Here is a 21,521-nt window from a genome sequence, read left to right as displayed (position 1 = left end):
GTAATCTATTCACACTTCTATCTGTTCAGGCCTTGCTCGTGAGAGCCGTGTAGCGCGACTTGGCGGTGCGCAATTCGGCATTGAGCTCGACCTTCCTGTTAAACTGTTTCTCCCGCCTTACGCCAGCCTCCATTCGCGCGATCTCGCGCTCCAGCTGGGCCGCCTCCTCAGACCGGGCGACGCGGGCCGCAATAGGCTCGTCGGGGCTCTGCCTTGGCGGCAACATGGGTTCGAGCAACCGGGCATAAAGCGTAGCCATATCCAGCGCGGTAGGCAGCGCCTCACGCGGTGTGTCGCCCGCTTGCCATGCCGTGAAAGCGTGAGGTGCGGTCACCCATTTGCCAGCCTTCGCCTGGCTGGGGCGCTTCCACGCCATAGCCAGGCGAGCCCGCCCGCCATGGCGAAGCTCCAAGATGAGTGGCCGGGGGATCGCCTTTTCGATGGCCTGCAGCACCGCTGGTTCAACGTCCGGCGTATGCAGGTCGATTGCGATGACGGCTATTTCCTCGATCTCCGCCGAGGTTTGCAGGTTCAGGCGGTCGGCGCGCAGCACATGGGTCCACTCCATGCGTTCGACCTGATCAACGAATTTGGCCTGCATGGCGCGGGAAAGCTGCGCGGCGCTGTATATACGGCTCTTCGGGATTGCGCGGCCGAACACGGTTCGCGCCGGCCACGCATAAAGCGTCACGCCGCAGCTCCTGCCTGTGCTGACTCCACCACAACGAAGGCAATCAGCTCGAAATCCTCCAGACCGCGAATGGTATGCGACAGCGCAGTTGTGGTGCCGGTGGAAAACAAGCTGTCGAGGTCACGCTCTTCCTTGGCATCGATCATGGCGCCGATGGCCCCATTGAGCAGTTGCGAAGGCCCGGACATATTCTGGCCATCGAGCGTGCGGGCATTGAAGGGCCGGAAAGCGGGCGCGACCGGAGCCGTAACCCCCTTGGCAGCCGTCCGCACTAGATCCAGGAGGCGTTTCACCTGGGTCTGATCGGCAACGACGCTGCCATCGTCAGCCATGTAAATGAGATAGTATGGATGCAGACGGTTCTGCCGGTTGGCCGAAGCATCTCCGCCGACGGCCTTCAGTGCAAAGATAATGCCGGGCTCGAGCCCCTTGCCGGGATCGGCGGGTACGACAGCATGCAGCCCTTTGGGTGCTGCTGCCAGATCGCCATGTTCCTTCACATAGTTGAGCAGATCCATACGGAAATCGTTGAGGCCAAGGTCGGTGATGGAGATGCCGGTACGCACATCCTCCAGCTCGATGACCTCATCCTGCAGGCGCCGCAGCTGTTCGCGTCGATAGGCCGTGTCGCTGGCCTTGGCCGTCAGCACATTGTCGTCACCGGTTGCGGTAACATCGGCAATGATCATGCGGTTTTCGACGCGCTCTTTGAGCTTGATATAGTCATCGAGGGTGATGTCAGGCCAGTAGTTTGCGAGCTGTATCTGCGCGTTGGGCGAGCCGATGCGGTCGATCCGTCCAAATCGCTGGATGATCCGCACCGGGTTCCAGTGAATGTCGTAGTTCACCAGAAAATCGCAGTCCTGAAGGTTTTGGCCTTCCGAGATGCAGTCTGTGGCGATCAGGATATCAATCTCGCCCGGCTCATCGGGCATGATCGCGGCCTTCTCCTTGGATCGTGGCGAGAACAGCGTGAGAAGGGTCTGGAAATCATGGCCCTTACCCAGTGTCGATTTAGGAGCATCCGATCCCGTGACACGGCCAGTATGGATGTTCTGCTGGGACAAAGCCTCAGCCGCAATCTGATCGTAGAGATAATAGGCGGTATCAGCGAATGCCGTGAAGATGATCAACTTGCGGTTTCCGGGGTTGATCGGTTCCGCCAGCTTTTGCGCAATGAGCGCCTTCAAATGCTGGAGCTTGGCATCATGCTCGGGCGTGATCCGCGCCATATCTGCCTGCAACGCCTCGATCAGAGCAAGGTCTGCTTGCAGATCGTGGGCAAAGCCGGGAACGTCCATATCACTCAGGTCGATCCGGATCTTGCCGCCGACGCGGAAAGCTCCGAGCCCTTCGAGTTCGTCATCTTCCGCCTCTAGCGCGTCAATATTGTCGGCATAATCAACGACGGCGCCAGTGCCTGCGCCCGAGCGGTAGCTGTCGACCACGTCCAATGTCTTGCGGATGTTTTGAGCCAGCGAACCAAGCGTGAGACGGAACGCGTGGATGGAGCTTTCAAGGCGTTTGAGGAGGTTGACGGTCATCAACGCCTGCAAACTCTTGTCACGGTCGGCCTGCCGCAGCTTGCCGCCGCCGCTCGACACGTCAGTGTCGTAGAGATCCTCATATTTGGCGAGACGGCTTGGCAGAATGTAGCTGGTCGGGGCGTAAACAGATAGTTTCAGCAATGTCAGCTGCGCAACGATGGTGTTGAGATCCATCGTGCCAGACAGCTCTGTCAGCGGCGGACGAAATGACAGCGGCTTGCGGCGCTCTGGGAAGTGCCCGATGTCCGTCATGTCGTAGAAGGTTGTGATGTGCTTGCGCGACCGGGCGATCGTGACGCTGTCGAGCAATTCGAAGAAGTCGAAATCGAGCTCGGTCAGGATTGTTTCGGCAGTCCGTTGTTCCGGAGGCAATTTTGACCAGCGGTTGAACGCGGCTTGCGCTCTGCGGAAAATTTCCTCGACGCTGGATGTGGTGTTCAGCTTCTCGGAAAGCATGTCGGATTGGCCTTCGTAGGCGAGGGCCAACTGGTTGCGCAGGTCATTGAAGCGGTTGTTGACCGGTGTCGCCGACAGCATGAGAACTTTGGTTTTGACCCCGGCCCGGATGACCTGGTTCATCAGCTTCTGGTAGCGGGTTTCCTTCTCCTTGAAGGCGTCGTTGTTCCTGAAATTGTGGGATTCATCGATGACGACAAGGTCGTAATTGCCCCAATTTACCCGGTTGAGCGGGATCCCGTTGGAGGTGCCCGATATCCGCGACAAGTCGGTATGGCACAGGACGTCATAGTTGAATCGGTCCCGCGCAAAGGGGTTAGTTTTGAGGTTAGTGTTGTAGTTGAGCCAGTTGTCCGTCAGCTTCTTCGGGCAAAGCACGAGAACCGAGCGATTGCGCAGCTCGTAATATTTGATCACCGCCAGCGCGGTGAAGGTTTTACCAAGGCCTACGCTGTCTGCGAGAATGCAGCCATTATAGGTTTCCAGCTTGTTGATGATGCCGGTGGCCGCGTCGCGCTGGTAGTTGAACAGCTTTTGCCAGACCAGGCTCTCCTGATAGCCGGTGCGGTCGTTCGGCAGGACGTCCTCGTCAATGTCTTCCAGAAACGCATGGAAGATATTGTAGAGCATGATGAAGTAGACGCGTTCGGGGGAGTTCTCCTGGTATACCGAGGCAATGTGATCGCAGATCGCATCGGTTACATCTTCGACGCGGGTCGGGTCCGACCAGATTGTGTCGAACAGCTGAATGTAGCTCTGCGTGTGAGACGCCTCATCGAACCGATTCACGAAGTTCGAAACGGCATTCCCGCGAGCGAAGCCAAGGTCGACAGCCGTGAAGCCCGATAGAGGCATATAGGCAACCGCGCCTGCCGAGCCGTCTGCCGAAAGGAATTGCTGCATAGGCGAGGTCGATGCATTCGACTTGAAACGAGCCTTTTTGCGGATCCACTCTGCACACTCACGTGCGACAGCGCGCTGCGTCAGTTGATTGCGCAACTGGATTTCAAACTCAGACCCTGTCAGCCCGGCGACGCGCTTGGCTTTCGGTATAAAAAATTCGCGACGCTCCCGGGCTTTTCCATCGGTTGCGCGTTCGGCAGTGAACGTCTGCTCGGTAAACAGGAATTGCAGTTCGTCGATCAGCTGCAACTCCTTGCGGAGAGCCTCGAACGCGAAGATTGAAAAGCTGGACGCAGCAATTCGAAGGCGTTGCCCTCGCTTGAGGTCCTTCTTCAGCTCATCCCCGAGGAGGACATTGATGTTATCGATTATCTGCAAAGGTCACCAGATTCGCAAAGACTGAAGAGGGCCGTAATGCGACCAATGGTTTGGCGAAATGCGCAACCACCCATGCCTCCGTTCGCACAGACCTCATGCCGCACGATCCAGATCGATGATGTTGGCAAGGCCTTGTTGCGCCAATGGTTCAGCAAGCGTCCGGACGCTGCGATGGTGAGTGAAAAGCAGGACCTGGTTGGTCTTGCCAAACTCGGCGAGCAGGTCGAGCGTGGAACGGCTGCGCTCATCATCGAAATGCACCAGAATATCGTCCGCGATGAAGGGCAGCGGCTCCGTCGCACCGGCGTAATTCTCAAGGCTAGCCAGCCGGAAGGCGAGGAAAAGCTGGTCGCGTGTGCCGTCGCTCATGGTAGCGACCGCAGCAACACCGCCATCGGCTCGCCGTCCAACCACGACCGGATGGCCTTTGTCATCGATATCAGTCTCGATTCCGGCGAATTCACCGAGTGTCGTTGCCGTGAACAGTTCGCCTGCCCGCGCAATGAGCGGATCTTGCTGTTCTGCGCGGATCGTTGCCATTGCCGACGTCACCAATTCGCGCGCAACTGATAGCTCGAGATAGCGTTCGAGGGCGAGTTGCATTTGCGCGGCCGCCGCTTCGCGTTCGGCAACGGCGTGATTGACCTCGCTCTGGCTCAGATAGGCAACAAGGTCGTCCTTTGCCGCCCTCTCGGCGAGAATGGCTGCCTCGATTTCTGTCTCGATCTCGGCGTCACGCGATTTCTGCTCGTTCAGTTCCGCGCGCACATCGTCAAGGTCGCGTTCATCCCATTCCGCCCGCAATACAGTGAGATCAAGCTTGTCGCCCACGTCCGTTGCGGTGCGTTCCGCCAGAGCGATCTCATCGCACAAACGCATGCGTGCTTCACACCGTGATGCTGCGTCCATAAGGGCCCCATCATCGCCGACATCGAGTTTTGCCGAAGCCGCGAGTGTAGCCAGCTCCTCCCGCGCGGTGCCGAGGGCCTCTTGCGCCTGGTCGGCTTCGACCTTCGCCTCCTCAAAGTCGGGCAGTACCCCATCATATTGGGTCTGCGTCGTGGCGTTGTCGCTGAACCGGGCCAGCAGCATCTGCGCTGCAACCACACAGTCTTCGCCAATCTCGATGGTGAGTACGGCCGCGAGGCTGCGGACATCCGTCGTAAGGCTCGCTTCGTCTTCGTCCATGCGCTTTAGCCGCTGGCGGGACTGCCCTATTGCCGAAAGCACACCGCGTGCGCCGACCCATTCGGTCACTGCACTGTTGGCATCTGTCGGCGAAATGTCGGGTTTGAGCCCCAGCGCACCTGTTGCAGCAGGCCATGCCGCGTCCCAGGCACCCTGTGCGTCCGACAATTGTTGCACTTCCGCCTCGACCAGCTTGTGTTGCCGTTCGATGTCCAGGCGGTCGCGCGTGTCCCTTGTATATTCGGCATGTGCTTGTTCGTGCCGGGAGATGGCATTTTGCACCGCGCTGACCCGGGCCGCGAACGACAGTTTGGAATCGAGCTTGCGGCTTTGTTCGATCCGTTCGAGCAACTCAACGGCCGGCGCAAGCTGGGCCTCCTCCAAAGCCAGTGCATTCGATGAAGCGCGCAGCCGTTCGGATTCGTCCAGCACCAGCTGCCGGGCTTGGCCAAATTGGAGGAGCGATGCGAGTTCAGGATGTTGGGCCAACACTCGCGGAAAACTGTTCTCCCATTGCGCGATTTTCACTTCCGACTGCGCGACAAGCGCAGTCGTCTCGGCTTCTGCCGCCTTGATCGCGTCCCTTGCCTCTGCGACGCGCCGCAACGCGAGTGCGAGCGATGCAGCCCGTTCTGCCTCTGCGGCGCGGCGATCGGCAAGTTCGTCTGCAGACATGATTGCCGTTTCCAGACCGTCAGCAACGGCAAGGCGAGCAGCGCCGTCATCGGGTAGCTGTCCCGCGACATAGGCCGTCTTTATCGGCCTCCAGGCATCGGCGCGCTGGGTGCGCGCTTCGGCAAGTGACGCATCACTCGCAATGGTCCCGGATGCCTGAAGCGCGCCAATATCAGCCTCACCGGCTGAAATCTCGCGCTCGGCCTGTCGTTTCAGCTTGGCCTGATCCTCGATCTGCGAGGTCAATGTCTCGCGCGCGGCCTGCTCACTGCGAATATCGTCGATGCTGGGGCATGGCAGAGTGGCAAGCGCATCGACAGTATCGAAGCCAAGCGCCTTGAGCCGTCCGGTCAATGTTGCGCTGTCAGTATCCAGTGCCTGCTGACGTGCCTGGTGCGCCGACTTCTGCGCCGCAAGGCTGGCAAAGGCCGATGACGACGCCTCGGGAGGAGCATCATGCCCTGCCAGGCGCGCCGCCTCCAAACGATCGTCAATCGCCGCAAGTGAAGCCGCCAGTTCGCCAAGGCGCGTTCTGGCAGAGGCAAGACTTGGACGGCGCTCCACCATCTCATCCGCAAGCGAGCGCACAAGATTGAGGGCAGACTGGTCCGGGATCAGTGGCGCAAGATCCGCATCGGCTGGCAGGCCAAGCATCCGGCGCAGCGCCGCCAGCTGAGTCTCGCCGTCGTCAATCTCGCGCTGCCGATTGGCACGATCTGACCGGGCCTTGCTGACGTGAATGGCGCGTTCGGCCAGGTCACGCACCCGCTGTTCGGAGGCTTTGAGACCCGGGTTCACCACCAGCGCATCAAGCCGTGCCTTCAGGCGGTTCCGCCGCTCTGTAGCGTCCTCGAGCCGTTTTTCAGCCCCGTTGCGCTGGTCCAGAGCAGTCCGCATATTCGCCGCGAAATCATCCGGGAAGGACGCGACATCGTCGTAGCCGACCAGATCCAGTGTAAAGTTGGCTAGCTGACGCAAGTGTGGCGCGACGCGGAGGACGCGCTCCAGCCGGGACGTCGATGCACCAAGGCTGCGCCTCTCGGTGCGTAGGGCCTCGAGCTTTTCCTCGGCTGCGAGCAATGCCTTGCGCGTCTGCTCATAGATTTCCCGGGTCAGTTGCGCGCCGCGTGCAGTTTTTTCAGCTGCCTCGAATGCCGTCAGCTGCTGGTAAAAGACACGGTTCACCGACCGCCTCGTATCGAAGAGCTTGTCCGCTTCGGCGTCAATGCCTTCGAGGCGAGATACCAGCGTGCGCAAGCCGCCGCCTGCTTCGACGATCAGACGCCCGATGTCGCCATCTGCGTGAAGCAATCGTTCCCCGCCGTTGCGCAAGGTCTCGTGGTTCAGACCGAAGAGCGTTTCGAACCGCTCTCGTGTGATGGCCCCCAGCACCGGCGCAAGGACAGTGTCATCGAGTGCCGTGCCAGACAGGTCAGCCAGTGTCTTGCCGTTGCCCTTGCGGCGTTTGAGCGTCAGCGTGCTGCCATCAGCCATCAGCATCGACGCCCCGAGGCGCATGCCATCATATCCGAACAAGCTGCCGCGCTGCGTATTCTTGGGGATCGAGAACAGAAAGTCGCTGATCGCCTCGAGGCAAGTGCTTTTGCCAGCCTCATTGGCACCAAACACGACCGTCAGTCCTGCCGCGTCCGGGATGGTGAGCTCGCGCCTGGCGCAGCCGCCATATTTCTCGAGGCTAAGTTCAGTCAGGCGCATAGCCAGCCTCGCTGACTAGACTGCGGGCAAGGGCTGCCGCGCGTTCGGGTATTTCGGCGCGCATCTGCTCGATGAAGGCATCGGCATGCGCGCCAGCGGGCAGTTTCGTCCGGATCTCGGCAAGTCGCGCTTCTAGCACTTGTGCAATCGCGCTGTCCTGGCTGAGGCGGGTCACCTCCTGATCCAGCTTTCCAGCAACCGTAGGGTCGACTGTGTCAGGAACTGCCGGATGTTCAGTTTCCAGCTTCAGCTTTTCCAGCCACACATCATCCGAAAGCGTTGCCAGCAATGTTTCCACGTCTTCCCGGAAGGAGGCACGCTCAAGAATCAATCTGGAATGAAGCGGTGTCGTTCCAGTCACCGTCAAGCGCAGGGCAATGGGTCGTCCATCGGCCTGCTCAGCGCCTTGGGCGATATGGCCGCGAATGAAATCCAGCAATTCCGGGTATTCGCTCGTTCCCGACACATCAACTGTGATCGATGCCCAGCGCACCACATCCAGCGCGCGATGCTCGAGACTGGTAACCCTGCCGTCATTGACTTTGACTAGGACGGCCCCCTTGGGGCCTGTCTCACGCGGATGTCGCCCCTGAAGATTGCCGGGATAAACGATGTACGGGTGCTCGCCGAGCACGGCGTGGGCGTGGACGTGGCCCAGCGCCCAATAGTCATACCCATGATTGGTGAGCTGTTCGGGTGTACAGGGGGCATAACGGGCATGATGTCCTTCACTGCCCGCACATGCCGTGTGGAGAACACCGATATTGAACAGCGCCCGGGTCGCTGCCGGGTACTCGTGTGCCAGATCTTCCGAAACATCCGGGCGCGGAAAGCTGCGACCGTGAATCGCGACCCTCACATCGTCGAGGACGTGCGTTGCGGCGCGGGCCTTGGGAAAGACATAGACATTGCCCGACAGGGCGAGCTTGTCAGCGAAGCGGTTGGCGGAATCATGGTTCCCCAGCACCATGAAAACAGAGATCCCCGCATCGTCCAATCGGCGCATGCCCTCCATGAAGTAGAGCCCGGTCTGGAAATTGCGTAGATCGCCATCGAAAATGTCACCGGCCAGCAGCATGAACCGGCAGCCTTCCTCGATCGCGAGGGCAACCAGATTATCGAAAGCTTCGCGAGACGCCGCCTCGACGCGTGCGGCATATTCTGCAGATTTACCCGCTAGCCCAAGTAACGGGCTGTCGAGGTGAAGGTCGGCGGCATGTAGAAAAGTGAACTCGGTCAATCTATTACCCCCCTGCCCTGTACAGCATGGCACGAACGGTAAACCGGCGGAAGGGCGCAGAGCGTGTTGACGAGTCTCATCTGCTCGATGTTGCTGCAGTTTGCCTCGCGCAGCCTATCGTTGCCAAACACGAGGGCGAGCGCTTTGGCCCGTGAAACCGCGACATTGATGCGGTTGAGCGAGAAGAGAAACTCCATGCCGCGGGCGGTCTCGTCGGCCGAGGAAGCCGTCATGGAGACCAGGCATATAGGGGCTTCCTGGCCCTGGAACTTGTCGACCGTGCCGACGCGAATGCTGCTCGGCAGCCCTGCCCGCAGCGCGTTGACCTGTGCATTATAGGGGGCGACGACGATGATGTCGCCGGGGCCGATAGGGCGCGTGGCGCCGTTCATATCGGTCCAGCTCCCTTGCAGGAGATTCTCGATTGCCGCGCCGATCGCCGCAACTTCCTCAGCGGCGATCTGGGCATTACCATCATGAGCAACCGAAACCCAATATGCGCCGGCCGTGGGCCAAGCTGTTCCGGTAACGCTCTGGCGCTCGGTATCGCTATGGCTGGCTAGCCGCCCCTCATAGACCTGGTCTGAAATGAAATCACAAACCGCGGGATGCATCCGCCGGGTCTGGGCAAGGAATATGCCCCGATCGGGAGGGACGGTGGCATGCTCTCCCAGCATCCATTCCAGGCATGACAGATTGGCAGGCGCAGGATGCGCGCCCTGGATGACCTGAGGCAGCTGACGCGGATCGCCGACCAGCACGATATTGCGCGCGGCACGACCCATGGCGACCATGTTGGCGAGGCCCACTTGCCCCGCCTCATCGACAAACAACCAATCGAAGCCCTGCACATTCTCATCTCGCGCGAAGAAGAAGGCCGTGCCGCCGACCACATTGGCGCGGGCGAGGATCAGGTCATCATTGGCCGCGGCGCGGTGAACGGGACAATCGCTGGCATAGCCATCATCGCCTCCGGAAACCTTGTGGGCAAACGACACGGTAAAGGTGCTACCTTCTTCCTCGCTAGCACGCAGGCAGCCGAGCAGGACATTGCGGATCGCTTCATGGCTGTTCGAGGCGACCGCGACCCGATGTCCCGCTCTGACCAGCGCCAGGATCACCCGGGCCGTGACGTGCGTCTTTCCCGTTCCCGGCGGCCCCTGGATCGGAAGCAATGTCTGGTCCATGGCTTGCGCCGCGGCGATGGCGCCCGCCACCGGTTCTCCGCCGCCGAGAATGTCGCCGGCTATGCCGTTCAGGCGCGGGGCGGCGCCCGACAGCAGATCATCGACGGCACGATAGCGCCGCGGCCCGCATTGATCCTCGATGACGTCGCGCACCGCCGCGGCCAGCACCTTGGTATCGAGCGGCCAATCCGGATGCAGGGTCAGCCGATCGGTGAGGAGTTCAGCCCTTGCCACGCCGACCTTCAAGGTGATCGTGCACGCATCGCGATCCAGCGCCTCAATCGCAACGGTTGACGGCGGCCCATCAATCCCGGGCACAGTAGCCTTGCCACCTTCGCGCAATTTGGTTTCCTGAGGGGGAAAACGATAGGTGCGCATCACCGAGCGCTTGATGGGTTCGATCCCGGATATCGCCTCGAGTCCCGCCAGGGCATCGAGATCGTCGACAAGCTCTTCCTCATCGCGCGCCGCGCTGTCGAAAACCGTCCATTGAGCAGGCTTGGCTTCACGCTTGTGGAACAGCCCGAGGTTGAACAGCAATTCCTGACGCGCTGGTGCCAGAGAGGATGCGGCCAAGCGACCGCGCAGCGCCGTCGTTTCCTCATCCTCGACCACCTCCTGCTCGGCCGCGTCTTGTGCAAGCACGGGCCAGGGACCATCGGGCCGGATGCCCACTAGCCAATCGCGCAGAAGCTCGGTCGATTGGCAGTCTATTCGATTATAGTTCTCGATTTCGTCGAGGATTTGTTGATCGCCCGTCTCGCGCCAATTTTCATAAGCAACGACCGACCCGCCCGCCGTCTTGACCTCGCCCTCGCGCTTCAACCCATAAAAGGCCTCCAGCGCCTTGATGGAGTAGCTCGGTTCGGAAGCAATCAGCGCGCCGCGCACGACCGCGTAGAGGTCGACAAAGCGGCGTTCGCGCATGAGCCGGTCGAGAAAGGCCTCGCCAATACCATAGCGCGTGGTGAGACGCCGCAGCGCGGTGATCTCATAGGGCGCATAATGATAGATGCGGGCCTCCGGATAAGCCGTGAGGCGATCGCGAAAAAAGGCAAGCAGCCGTTCGAGCGCTTGCGCTTCGGCAGCATGGTCATGAGCCCAGAAGGCATGGAAACCACCATCGGCCCAAACGCCGTGCAGATATTCAAGGCCTTCCTCATAATGGGGGTCGCCCTCGATGTCGTAGAAGAGATCGCCCGCCTGCGGCCGAGGGAGCAGGTCAAAGCCTTTGCCAGGCTGTGCCGGACGCAACTCGAAGGCGGGTTCGCCGGTTTTGCGCGCGTGCTGCAATCTTGCCTGGCCGACAAGTTTCTCCGCCGTCGCACTCGCAACGCCGCGTACCGGGCCGTCAAGCCGAGCAAGCCCGGCCATGGTTTCGATACCCGACGCCTCGAGCTTCTTCACTTGGCCGCGGGTGATATTGGCCACCTGGAACAGGCTGTCCTGGCTGGTGAGGATAGCGTCGCAATGATCGGCCCACCGACACAGCGAACAATCCGCGCAAGGGATCGGCCGCGTCGGCCCGGGCGAAGCGACAAAGGCCTCGAGCTTCGCCCGCGCACCGCGTGCATAGTGGGCATAGTCGGCCAAGCGCAGCGTCGCGCGCGTCCCGTCGCCTAGCTGCACGTGTGCGTGGACCGGCATCACGCCCTGGATCTCCGCCAAAAGGTCGGAATAGAGCACGAGCTGCAGCACATGCTTGGGATGGGCTTTGCGCTTGAGCTTGGTGTCGGTCACTTCGTAGCTGAATGGCCCCAGCAACGATGGTCGCTCGACCCGCTCGAGAAAATCGGACCAGCCCCCCCAGCGCTCGGCGAGAAAAGCCCCTTGAAAGATGATCTGCGAGCCTTGTGCCAGGGCCGCTCGCGTCTCGTCCGCGTTCTGCGCAAGGTCGCCGCGCGCAATCTCCACTACCCCGTTGCTTGCGTCCTTCAGCGTCGCCAAATGGGCGGCCTCATGGGCATCACCCTGTTTCTGAAGCAGCGCGGCATCCTCTGTATCTTCCCGGGGGGTGAGCGGCTCGCCGCGCATATAGGCAAGGTCGAGCGCTGTCGCATGCGCGCAGCCAACGAACCGCATCAGGTCCGTCGCTGAAAACAGGATGGTGTTCCCGATCGTCCTCACTTGGCCCCCTTGATTGCCCAACGCCGCCCACGAGGGAATCACCTCGACAGGCGCTACCCTGTTCCTTAGCATGCAAGGGTGTCAATCTCTGACATGGACGTATAATGACTTTCGCCAAGGCCAACGATCTTCTGCGCCTCGCCCAGCTCGCCGCCTCGCGGCGTTTGGGAATCAGTCTTGAGGAAATCTCTCAGGAATTCGGCATTTCGCACCGCACAGCGCAGCGCATGACAAGTGCGCTGGAGGATAATTTCGCGAATGTCGTTGTCGTAGAAGATGACGATCGCCGCCGGCGCTGGCGCATCCAAAGTCCCATCCCCGAGCGACTGCAACCGCGCCAGGAAAACACCATCGAGGCTTTGGAAATCGCCGCCCGCGCGGCCCGCGATGAGAACCGGCTCCGCAATGCCCGCGCCCTGGAAGATCTCAGAGACAGCCTGATCACGTGCCTCTCCCCGCGAGATGCGCTGCGCTCCGAAGCCGATGCGGAGGCGGTGCTATCGGCTTTGGGCCAAGTGGCGCGGCCAGGTCCAAAGGTCGCGATGAAGCCTGAGGTCACCGACGTTCTGATCGAGGCGCTGCGCGGACCGTTCAAGATGCGCATTGTCTATGGCGAGACCGACGCGGAAACCCGAACGGTCGAGCCGCATGGGCTCCTACTGGGATTGCGCAGCTATCTCGTGGCGCGCCAGGCGGATCGAGGTGAAAATCTCCGCCATTTTCGTCTCGATCGCATTCACAGCGCCGAATGTCTCGATGAGAGTTTTCCCATCCAGTCCGGGTTTTCCTTGAACGATCATGCGGCGCAGGCCTTCGGCGCTTATCAGGACCCCGCCCAATATGGTGAGATCGTCTGGCGGTTTCTTCCCGAGGTAGCGTCGCGCGCGGCGGAGTTCCAATTCCACCCCAACCAGTCGGCCGAGTATCGGGACGATGGCAGCCTGATTGTCCGGTTCAAGGCCGCCGGCTGGCTCGAAATGGCCTGGCACCTCTATCAATGGGGCGACAAGGTCGAGGTGCTGGAACCGGCAGGACTGCGGGCGCTGGTCGAAGGCCATGCGCGTCCCGACTTCCCGGCCCTGCCCTGATTGACCAATTTGTATCGCCCTTGGTGGCGGCCGTTTTCAGTGAAGCTCGGCGAGGAAGCTGGTCGCCGTCAATTGCGCGTGATCGCTCAAGGGCGAGCGCAGCGTGAAGGCGCTTGGCGCACGGGCGAAATTCCACAGCCGCATGAGACACCATTCCTCGCGCCTCATATCGGCGACGGCCAGCTCATTGCGAGAGATATGAAAAGGCGTGCGCTCCCATCCGTTGGTGGTCTTGACCTCGATCAGCTTCTCGCGCCCGTCCGTTTCGAAGCTCCGGATATCGAAGCCAAAACCATCGCCATCCTGCACAGATGTCCAGCGGACTTTGTCCGCGAGATCGTCGCGGCCCGCGGCAGATAAATGACGGCGCTGGTGATGCAGCACACATTCTTCACCCGCCTTGCCAAGCGCCCGGTTGCGCGCGTCGCGCTCGGCGACATCATATTTGCGGCCGATCGCGGCCATGAACGCTGGATCGATCGGCGACGGTTCGTTGCGCACCGTGGGCGGCGGCCCGATCCGCAGTGATCCTTGCGCTTCCGGTACGTTCAGGGCAGCTCGTGAGAGCCTGTCGGGAGCCAGCCATTCGGGCCGCGCCTCCAACCACCGCAGGACGCCATCGACCAGTGCATTTTGGAAATTGGCGGCCGGCTTGTAGCCCTCGATCCAGGGCTGGCCGAGGCCGAGCAAGACTGCGCTGATATTCTGATGCTTGAACTCGATCGAGCCTTTGCTGCGGTCGATCACCGCTTGGAGGGCGCGGTTCCGAGCCGCCTTGTTGATGGGCTGGCCGGTCAGCTCGTCGGTGAGCATGGCGAAATAGTCGGCGACGATGTGATCAATTTCCTGATCGGACCAGATTTCCGCCACGCCCTATTCCACCACCGGGTAGTTCGGCATTGGCCATTCATGCCCGGCATTGTCCATCATGAGATCGATGAAGATCGGCAGCAAGCAGCCGAGCAGCGCGGCGCCATCCCTAACCTGGGCGCGATTGACATCGCTGTTCCATGTCGAGCCACCATGCACCAGTTGGTTGCGCAGTACATAAAGCCGGTCGAACAGGATCGAGAGTATCTTCGCCGTGTCATGATCGCGCAGTGCGGCGCCTATAGCTATCCGCGACCGCTCGAGCCTGTCAGCCCAGTCGGCATAGCCGGGCGCACCATTGTGATGCTGCCAAAAGGGATGGAAGACATAGCGGTTTGCGAGCAGCACCCGGATTTCCTGAGGGAAGCGCTGCCAGACCATATCGTAGATGCGATGTTTGCCATCAAAGCTCACCAGCGTCGTGAAGAAGGTCTGGAATAAGCCCCGCTCGCCCTCAGCGGCGCTTAAAGCGCGCGAAGCTTCGACATCGCCGGCATAGGCAGCGTTGAAGCCGATCCAGAGCAGGATGAAGCGCACATCCTCATCGGTCTGCTCGGCCTCGGCACGGCGCAGCCACGACAGCGCGCGATGCACCCTGAGCGTCAGCGGCTCCGGAAAATCGCCACGCAGCTCGCGCTGCTTGGCCTTCAAATTCTCATGGTGCAGCGGGCTGCCGGGCGGATAGCGATAGGCCATGACCGATATGGTAAAGCCTTGCTGGTCAGGCTCAATCCCTCTCGATCAACGGCCTCGAGATCGTTGCAGCGGCGCTCGTTCCTTGCCGGGTTCCCGCCGGTTCCGGCCTGACGGCTCAACGGCCCGGACCGAGGTGTCCCGCACCTTTGCTGCCTGAAACTGCCGGCCCGCCTGCAAATGCGTTTGCACCTTATCATTTGCCACCTTCATCACCCTGGCAACGGCATCGGGATTGTCGAATAATGCCGCGCGCACCACTGTCTCGATCACGCGAAGCTGGCTCTGGGCCGCCCGCGCATTCTTCTCCCGGCTTTGTTCGGACGGTGTTTGTCTAGACGCCTCATCGGGCTGGCGTCGATCCCGCCTAGGTTCGCGCGACGCCGGCGCCGTGACGGCAGGGGCAATGCTGTTGCGACTAGCATCGCGCCGGACTCGGTCCAGCTCCTGCAAATCCCGTTCGCTCGGCCGATATCCCCGCACTTCCAAACCTTGGCGACTGGCTTCGAGCCAAGCCGCCCTTCGGAACGTCTCACTGCCGGTAACATGGACGTGCGACCACCCGCGATGGCGAGCGATGGCAACGAGATCGCGCACAACCTCGTCGCTCTCGCTGGAGGTGATGAGCCGTCTGCCCTGGTCGCGGAACGCCGGTTCCTTTGCCTGTGCCGTCGTGAAATATGCGGGCTCGCCCGACCATTTGCTCGTCGTGGAGAAATAGCGCTTTCGCAAGGCATCGGGAATGTCACCGGGCGACGCCGCTTGGAGGACGGACGGATCAATCGACTTCACCTTCTTGGTTGCTTCGGGCGACGGTTGCGCCGCAGTCCTCGGCCTGGCTCCCGTGACCTGCCCGATTGTATTGCTACGCTTGCTCGCACTACGTGGCGCCACAGGTTTTTCATCGGCCATGATCTGCTCTTTCCTGGATGAGGGGTGAAGATGACGGCTCTGCCGGCTGCACCAGCGCCCGCTCGATCATCGCCGACACGAAAGCGATGGCCGCTGCTTCATCGCCGGGCGGCGGCAGGTCGGTCAGGTCGCCTAGGACCAGCATGTCATCGGTAATCTCGGCCGCGCGCGTCCGTTCACCGTCGGTCATTTCCCGCATCTTGGTCTCCTCCAGCAAGGCCCCGCCCGTGCTCTTCGCCGTTGGTCCCTCCGCGTCATTGCTAGGGGACACCACCTGATGCTTGTCTGTCGGCAGAACAGTTGGAGACTGCGCAGCGGAGATAGGCCGCGACGGCAGAATAGGCGGCGACAAAACGCGCCTTGTGAAGCGCGGCATTCGGTAAAAGGCGATCTTCCTGCCACGAACCGGCGCGATGCCGCCGCGCAGCAACAAGAGCTCGGTCTTGGGCATTTGCATCAGCTCCTGGGGCAGCAGCAGCGCACGGCGCTGATCGGATTCCGATATGCTGCGATTGGCCAGCAGCCCATGGATCGTTCGGCTGCGCGATTTCACATTCATGGTGAAGAAGCCGAGCCGCTCGGAAAGTTCGTTCGCGACCTTCAGTTCCTTGGGCGTAAAAACCACCTCAAGGCCGCAATTGGCGATAATTTCGTCGGTAACATCGGGACCGTAAATGGCCCGCAGCTGCGCCCGGCTCTGGATTACCGGTAGCAGACGCAAGCCATATCCCGCGACATAGGAAAAACCGCCCGCGATGACCGAGGCCTTCCCGAGCCTTGCGAATTCATCGAGCAGGATCAGGACTGGGACATTGCTGGCAGCATCGGGCAAATCGCGCGTGTTGAGATCCACCAGCTGTTGCAGGAAAAGACTGTAAATTGGCGCGATCCGGTCGATATTGTCGGGCGAGACCCCGAGATAGATCGACATGCGCCGCGACCGGACTTCGCGCAGATCGAAATCGCTCTGTGAGGTCGCGGCATCGACCACAGGGTTGAGCCAGAGATTGAGCCGCGTCGTGATCGTCTGCTTGATCCCCGAAAAGGTATTGTCCGAAGCCGAGGCGAAATCCTGGATTGCCGAGACGCATGCCTGACTTAGGCGCTGTCCCGCCCCCCTCGCCTCTTCCAGGGCCTTGGGAAGATCGCTCTTGGGATCCCCCGTGGTGAGCCGTCGATAGATCTCGCCAATCGTGAAGGGCATGCCAGGATTGGCAGCAACGAGCGCACCGACGCCGATGAAGGCCGCCCGCGCCGCCTCGGCCCAGAACGGGTCCGATCGTTCCGGCGCAGGGAAGAGCATGACCGCGATTTTCTGAAGCTCGTTGACGACTTCGGTGTCATCGGCTCGCCGGATATGGCCCAGGGGATTGTACCGTGCCGTCCGGCCATCTGGGTCCAACGGATCGAAGAGGTAAACGGATTGGCCGGCACGTTGGCGATAACCGGCGCTGATACTCCAATTCTCCCGCTTCACATCAAGCACGACGACTGAATCCGGCCAGGTCAGCAGATTGGGGATGACAACACCTACACCCTTGCCCGCGCGCGTAGGCGCTTCGAGCAGGACATGCTCGTTCCCGCCGAAAATGAGGAAACGTCCTGCTTTGCGTCCAACGACAATGCCAGATGGCGCGCGCAGCCCCTCGCGTCGGATTTCGCCCTCGCGCGCAAACCGCGCCCTGCCATGCAAGGCTGGGCCTTGCCGCAGGATCGTGAGGACAAGAAGCGCGACTACGGCTGCGCCGGCCATCGCGCCCCGCCTGATCCAGTCAGCGAGCAGCGGATCGCCGCGATAATACCAGAGCCAGGCCGGCAGAGTGCCCAGATCGATATTCGGTCCAATCTGCCCGAGCCCGAACAGGGCAACGAACAGGGTGATGACCGCCCAAAGCAGGATCGCGCCGATCGCGCATAAGCCGATCGCCCACGGATTACGCTGCGCCAGCATCGCCCATCCTCGGCTCGAAATAGATCTCTTCGACCTCAAACCGCCCGCTGTGACGGCGTGTCTGCACAACGACGTCGACAAGCATGCGAAGGAGCCCGCGAATATCGTCGCGGGCGAGATCGCGTCCGCCTTCCGATTCCTTGACAAGCAGCGTTAGCTGTTCAAACGCGCCGGCGGGTGAACCGGCGTGGACAGTCGTGATCGATCCGGGATGCCCGGAATTGACGTTCCTCAGATAGAAGAAGGCCGTGCCATCACGCAGCTCCTGCAGCAGGATGCGGTCGGGCCGCATGCGCAGCGCGCTCTCGAGCAGCTGCTTGGCGCCAACCTTGGCCAAGCCCTGCCCTTCGCTCGAATAGACCATATGGACGACATTGCGATGAGGCACGACGAGTTCTCGGGTGTCCTCGATGGTGAGCAACCGCTCCTCCGGAGGGATAAGCTGGATGAGGGCTTTCGCGAGGGTCGTCTTTCCCGAACCCGTGGCGCCACTGACCAGAATGTTCTTGCGGGCAGGAACGGCGACCTTGAAGAATTCCGGCCAGTCGCCGGCGTCGCGCAGCGCGACTAACCGCGCATCGACATCGGTGAGACCCTTGGCGCTGGCGCGCGTCGCGCGAAACAGCCCAGCCCCAGCCAGTTGATCGATCGGCAGGGTCACAGTCGATGGCTTGCGGATCGTAAAGGAAGGACAACCGCTTGGGGTGACCGACGGTATGACGATCTGGCAGCGCTCTCCACCTGGCAGGACCGTCGAACAGATCGGGGACTGTCCATCGATGTCCTGGTGCGTGAAGCTCGCCGCAGCAACGGCGAGCGTCCCCAGCCAGTCGCTGTCCAGCTCCGGCATCTGCTGCCAGCGCCACCCTTGGCGATCCTCGATTCCCGCTTCCCCCGGTCGATTGACCACCAGCTCCGTGACATCATCCGGCTCCAGGAGCGGCAGGAGCGGCGCGAGATAGTGACGGAGGACGGCGGTATCGCGCATGGCTTACCGCTGCAGTTCCAGTTTGTAGACGTCGGCGAAGTTGAAATCCTTGGCGACGAAGATGCCGACCTCCTCGCCTTGGTTCTTCTTCAGCACCGGCCGGATATTGATATTGTTCTGCAAGGCGATCGCCGCGCCTTCGCTCGGCGCCCGGATCACATTGTTGAAATTGCCATTGCCGCTAGAGGCGGCTTGCCCGGCGATATAAGCGGCATCATCGACGAGCGAGAGGAGCAGGGCGCCGCCAAAGCGCGCCCAGAAAAAGCTGTCGACCGCGCCGGCAAGCCCCGCTCGGCCGAGCGCATCGGAGCCAGGCGAGGCAAGATCGATCCGCACGCCTTGGGGCGTGACCGCCCGCGTCCAGAGGACGAACAGGCGATTTTGCCCTTGCTGGATGCCGCCGCGATATTCGCCGAGAACCCGCGTGCCCTTTTCCATGAGTACGACCCGGCCATTCTCGGAATAGACGTCCCGCGGGATCAGGCAGGACGTGTAACCGGGCTGCGCGGAATTGATCGCGGTTTGTAGGATACAGGGGATCAACGTGCCCGCTGTAATCAGGAAGTTGCGGTTCGGCAGCATCGATGCCCGCGCTTCCCCAATCGACGAACTTTGCCGCAAGAGATCGAGCGCGTTGGGCGTCCTTCCCTCGCCGCTCTCTGGCGCTCCGGCAGCGTTGCCGGGCGCTTCGCCCACGGCCCCTGCAGCTGTGGGGGCGCCAGCCTCGCGGCCAAGATCGCGACCTCCATAGGCAATCAGCGTGGACCGCCGTGCCTGCTCGGCAAGCGTTGGCCGGGGGGCACTGGCCCCGCTCGGTGCTGCGCCCGGCTGCATGGCGGGCACAATTTGACCGTCAGGGCCGGGAACGCCAGCTGCAGGATTGAGCACAGGCGCGTTGGGGGCTGCGCCGGCTGACCCGAGCGACCGGCGTTGAGGCGCGACCGCGGAATAATCGACGGTTTCCCGAGCGACGATATCGGGTCGTTCGCGGGCTGCGCCTGCCGGCGCGGTGAGGTCACGAGACGAGGATTGCTGGCCCGTGCCGGAATTCACCCAGAGAATGCCTAGGACCATTGCCGTGCCGGCGAAGATCAGCGCGGTGTTGCGCCGCGCGGACGTCATGCCGCCAATCGGTTCGATTCCCCGCTCATGAAGGATTTCGTCCCTTTCGGGCGTTGGATCGGCACCGGGCAGCGGGCGCACGACAGGGGATGGTTCATCGGCCATGGCTCATTCCTGCGGATGGGTGATGGTGCGCTCGACATGGGGCGATCCGGTATTCGTCCCGTGATCGACGCCATAAGGTTCGGGCGCCTGGTTGTAGATGCATAGCACCTCCCCGCCCCGGCGCAGGCGCAGTTGGCGCGCCACTAAATGAACGACAACGAATTCGTCGCGAACGTCGAAGGAGACCAGCGTTTCGGACCCGTCTGGCCTCACCAGATAAATGGCAGGAACTTCCCGGTTCGCCGGAAACCGCAACACCGTGAATTGACCATTGTCGGAGACCTCTGACGGCTGCAAATCGCTCGAGCCCTGGACCTTGTAATTCATGTTGCGCGGCCCCTCGATCACCGCATGATCGAGGGCACCGCGAACAGCCTGGGCCTCCAGCGCCGCCGCTTGCATCGCGATCTGTGCTGCTCTCAGGCGTTCGGCCCGCGCCGCCTCGTCCCGCGGATAGCGGAAGCGCACCTGGAAATAGGCCTGGCCGTTGTGGCCGGTGATCGGACCACTGCGAGCAGTGAGTTCAAAGGCATAGCTTCTTAAGGTTCCGCCGCGAGACGTGGTGACGATAAGGTTGGTCGGTCCAGCGCGTTCGCGCGGCTTAAGGAACAGGATGTGGCCAGCCACGGCCACCTCCCAGGAGACGGTGTCGCCCAGCGCGACGTGCTGAATCGTCTCGTCCTCGCTCAGGACTATTTGGGTTGCTGTCCGGAAGGTCCCGACGATGCGATAGACCTGCGCTTCCTCATAATTGACGAACTTGACGCGTGGGTCAGACGCAGCGCCACGCGGGACCTCGACCGCATGGGCAGCAGAGGCGGACGCAAACGCAATGAAAACCGCAGCGACCAATGTTTTCATCGGACCACCTCCGGATCGGAGCGGTAATTCTCGACCTGGAAGCCGAGCGGGTTCCGATAGCGGTCGCCCTCGGCCATTGGGGCATTGGCATAAGCGAATGTGACCGTGGCGATCCAATCGCTGCTCTGTGTATCCGTCTCGGTCTGGATCTCCCGCGTAAAGCGCACGTTCGCGACCCGGTCATTGATGAAGGCGATGTTGCGCACTCGTGCTTGCACAACGACGTTCTTCCCCCAGGCGTTCTGCGGACTAGTGGCATTGTTGTTGCTGAAGAAGCGCGCCCAGCGCTGCTGCTCCGCAGGCTGCGACAGGATCGTCACGAAGCGGAAATTCTCCTCGGCCGCCGCCGGTATCCAGCTTTCACGCGTCCGGACATATTGCGCGAGAAAGTATTTTGTGACCGCCTCATCATAGCGCATCGGCCGCTGGGTCAGCGCCGTCTGGACATCCACCGCGCCCGTCGTCTGATTGACCCGAATGACATAGGGCACGACAGTCTTGAGCGGGGCCAGCGCGGCGACAGCAAAAATAGATGCGGCCGCAAGCACCGAGGTTAGCGCCGCCACGGTCCAAGCGATACGTGTCGATCGCAATGCCGATCGAACCCTGTCCTGGTCCCAGCTTCGCGCTTCCTGGAAATAGCGTTTGAGCCCGGAACCAGGCACCGCCTCCGCGCCATTGTCAGCAACTCGCATAACGAATGTCCCTTGGCGCAAAGGAAACCTTGTCGTCCGGAGGCGCTGGAACTGCGGGCGGAGGCGGTGGATCGCCCACCTGCGGACGAGACAAGGGAGGAATGGGCGGCGCAGGGCGCGGCGCTGTA

Annotated in this window: 14 protein-coding genes; 1 reads left to right on the top strand and 13 read right to left on the bottom strand. The window is 61.5% G+C overall.

Annotation, left to right across the window (positions count from 1 at the left end; translation table 11 throughout):
* Positions 1-25 precede the first annotated feature (25 nt).
* From FHS54_RS01425 to FHS54_RS01405, 5 genes are all read right to left on the bottom strand, one after another.
* The gene (locus FHS54_RS01425) at positions 26-691 is read right to left on the bottom strand and encodes a DUF4391 domain-containing protein (protein ID WP_167302000.1); all 666 of its coding nucleotides are present in this window, start codon (positions 689-691) and stop codon (positions 26-28) included.
* Positions 688-3,975, bottom strand: coding sequence for a helicase-related protein (locus FHS54_RS01420; RefSeq protein ID WP_167301999.1), 3,288 nt, complete (start codon positions 3,973-3,975; stop codon positions 688-690). The genes FHS54_RS01425 and FHS54_RS01420 overlap by 4 nt, the downstream gene beginning before the upstream one ends.
* 93 nt (positions 3,976-4,068) lie before the next feature.
* Complete coding sequence (locus FHS54_RS01415) at positions 4,069-7,554, bottom strand: YhaN family protein (protein ID WP_167301998.1); 3,486 nt, start codon at positions 7,552-7,554, stop codon at positions 4,069-4,071.
* Positions 7,541-8,794 carry a metallophosphoesterase family protein gene (locus FHS54_RS01410; RefSeq protein WP_167301997.1) on the bottom strand — a complete coding sequence of 418 codons (1,254 nt, stop codon included), beginning with the start codon at positions 8,792-8,794 and terminating at the stop codon, positions 7,541-7,543. Before FHS54_RS01410 ends, FHS54_RS01415 begins: the two co-directional genes overlap by 14 nt.
* The gene (locus tag FHS54_RS01405) at positions 8,791-12,063 is read right to left on the bottom strand and encodes a TM0106 family RecB-like putative nuclease (protein ID WP_208404716.1); all 3,273 of its coding nucleotides are present in this window, start codon (positions 12,061-12,063) and stop codon (positions 8,791-8,793) included. The genes FHS54_RS01410 and FHS54_RS01405 overlap by 4 nt, the downstream gene beginning before the upstream one ends.
* A 149-nt stretch (positions 12,064-12,212) precedes the next feature.
* On the opposite strand from FHS54_RS01405, the gene FHS54_RS01400 reads away from it, so the two are divergent.
* The gene (locus FHS54_RS01400; RefSeq protein WP_167301996.1) at positions 12,213-13,196 is read left to right on the top strand and encodes a helix-turn-helix transcriptional regulator; all 984 of its coding nucleotides are present in this window, start codon (positions 12,213-12,215) and stop codon (positions 13,194-13,196) included.
* A gap of 36 nt (positions 13,197-13,232) precedes the next feature.
* Here FHS54_RS01400 and FHS54_RS01395 read toward each other — a convergent pair whose 3' ends face one another.
* The 8 genes from FHS54_RS01395 to FHS54_RS01360 are packed head-to-tail and all read right to left on the bottom strand — an operon-like array spanning position 13,233 to position 21,393.
* Positions 13,233-14,066 carry a protein NO VEIN domain-containing protein gene (locus FHS54_RS01395; protein ID WP_341785917.1) on the bottom strand — a complete coding sequence of 278 codons (834 nt, stop codon included), beginning with the start codon at positions 14,064-14,066 and terminating at the stop codon, positions 13,233-13,235.
* Positions 14,067-14,069: 3 nt separating this feature from the next.
* On the bottom strand, positions 14,070-14,762 hold the full coding sequence (locus tag FHS54_RS01390; protein WP_167301995.1) for a HEPN domain-containing protein: 693 nt from the start codon (positions 14,760-14,762) through the stop codon (positions 14,070-14,072).
* Positions 14,763-14,807: 45 nt separating this feature from the next.
* On the bottom strand, positions 14,808-15,671 hold the full coding sequence (locus FHS54_RS01385) for an LPD7 domain-containing protein (RefSeq protein ID WP_167301994.1): 864 nt from the start codon (positions 15,669-15,671) through the stop codon (positions 14,808-14,810).
* On the bottom strand, positions 15,661-17,622 hold the full coding sequence (locus FHS54_RS01380; RefSeq protein WP_167301993.1) for a type IV secretory system conjugative DNA transfer family protein: 1,962 nt from the start codon (positions 17,620-17,622) through the stop codon (positions 15,661-15,663). The genes FHS54_RS01385 and FHS54_RS01380 overlap by 11 nt, the downstream gene beginning before the upstream one ends.
* Entirely contained in the window at positions 17,606-18,610 is a 1,005-nt protein-coding gene (virB11, locus tag FHS54_RS01375; RefSeq protein ID WP_167301992.1) for a P-type DNA transfer ATPase VirB11, read from the bottom strand. The genes FHS54_RS01380 and virB11 overlap by 17 nt, the downstream gene beginning before the upstream one ends.
* Before the next feature lie 3 nt (positions 18,611-18,613).
* The gene (gene virB10 / locus FHS54_RS01370) at positions 18,614-19,837 is read right to left on the bottom strand and encodes a type IV secretion system protein VirB10 (protein ID WP_167301991.1); all 1,224 of its coding nucleotides are present in this window, start codon (positions 19,835-19,837) and stop codon (positions 18,614-18,616) included.
* Positions 19,838-19,840: 3 nt separating this feature from the next.
* Entirely contained in the window at positions 19,841-20,698 is an 858-nt protein-coding gene (gene virB9, locus FHS54_RS01365) for a P-type conjugative transfer protein VirB9 (protein WP_167301990.1), read from the bottom strand.
* The gene (locus FHS54_RS01360) at positions 20,695-21,393 is read right to left on the bottom strand and encodes a VirB8 family type IV secretion system protein (RefSeq protein WP_167302646.1); all 699 of its coding nucleotides are present in this window, start codon (positions 21,391-21,393) and stop codon (positions 20,695-20,697) included. Before FHS54_RS01360 ends, virB9 begins: the two co-directional genes overlap by 4 nt.
* Positions 21,394-21,521: the final 128 nt, after the last annotated feature.

The sequence above is a fragment of the Sphingobium vermicomposti genome, from assembly GCF_011762025.1.
Taxonomy (GTDB): Bacteria; Pseudomonadota; Alphaproteobacteria; order Sphingomonadales; family Sphingomonadaceae; genus Sphingobium; species Sphingobium vermicomposti.
The sequence above is the reverse complement of the archived record's forward strand: the minus strand, read 5'-3'. Positions and strand labels throughout refer to the sequence as shown.

Coding starts and splice junctions, on each gene's coding strand:
- FHS54_RS01360 (WP_167302646.1), bottom strand. CDS start 21,393: ATGCGAGTTGCTGACAATGGCGCGGAGGCGGTGCCTGGTTCCGGGCTC.
- virB11 (WP_167301992.1), bottom strand. CDS start 18,610: ATGCGCGATACCGCCGTCCTCCGTCACTATCTCGCGCCGCTCCTGCCG.
- FHS54_RS01405 (WP_208404716.1), bottom strand. CDS start 12,063: ATGCGGTTCGTTGGCTGCGCGCATGCGACAGCGCTCGACCTTGCCTAT.
- FHS54_RS01385 (WP_167301994.1), bottom strand. CDS start 15,671: ATGGCCGATGAAAAACCTGTGGCGCCACGTAGTGCGAGCAAGCGTAGC.
- FHS54_RS01390 (WP_167301995.1), bottom strand. CDS start 14,762: ATGGCCTATCGCTATCCGCCCGGCAGCCCGCTGCACCATGAGAATTTG.
- virB10 (WP_167301991.1), bottom strand. CDS start 19,837: ATGGCCGATGAACCATCCCCTGTCGTGCGCCCGCTGCCCGGTGCCGAT.
- FHS54_RS01380 (WP_167301993.1), bottom strand. CDS start 17,622: ATGCTGGCGCAGCGTAATCCGTGGGCGATCGGCTTATGCGCGATCGGC.
- FHS54_RS01415 (WP_167301998.1), bottom strand. CDS start 7,554: ATGCGCCTGACTGAACTTAGCCTCGAGAAATATGGCGGCTGCGCCAGG.
- virB9 (WP_167301990.1), bottom strand. CDS start 20,698: ATGAAAACATTGGTCGCTGCGGTTTTCATTGCGTTTGCGTCCGCCTCT.
- FHS54_RS01400 (WP_167301996.1), top strand. CDS start 12,213: ATGACTTTCGCCAAGGCCAACGATCTTCTGCGCCTCGCCCAGCTCGCC.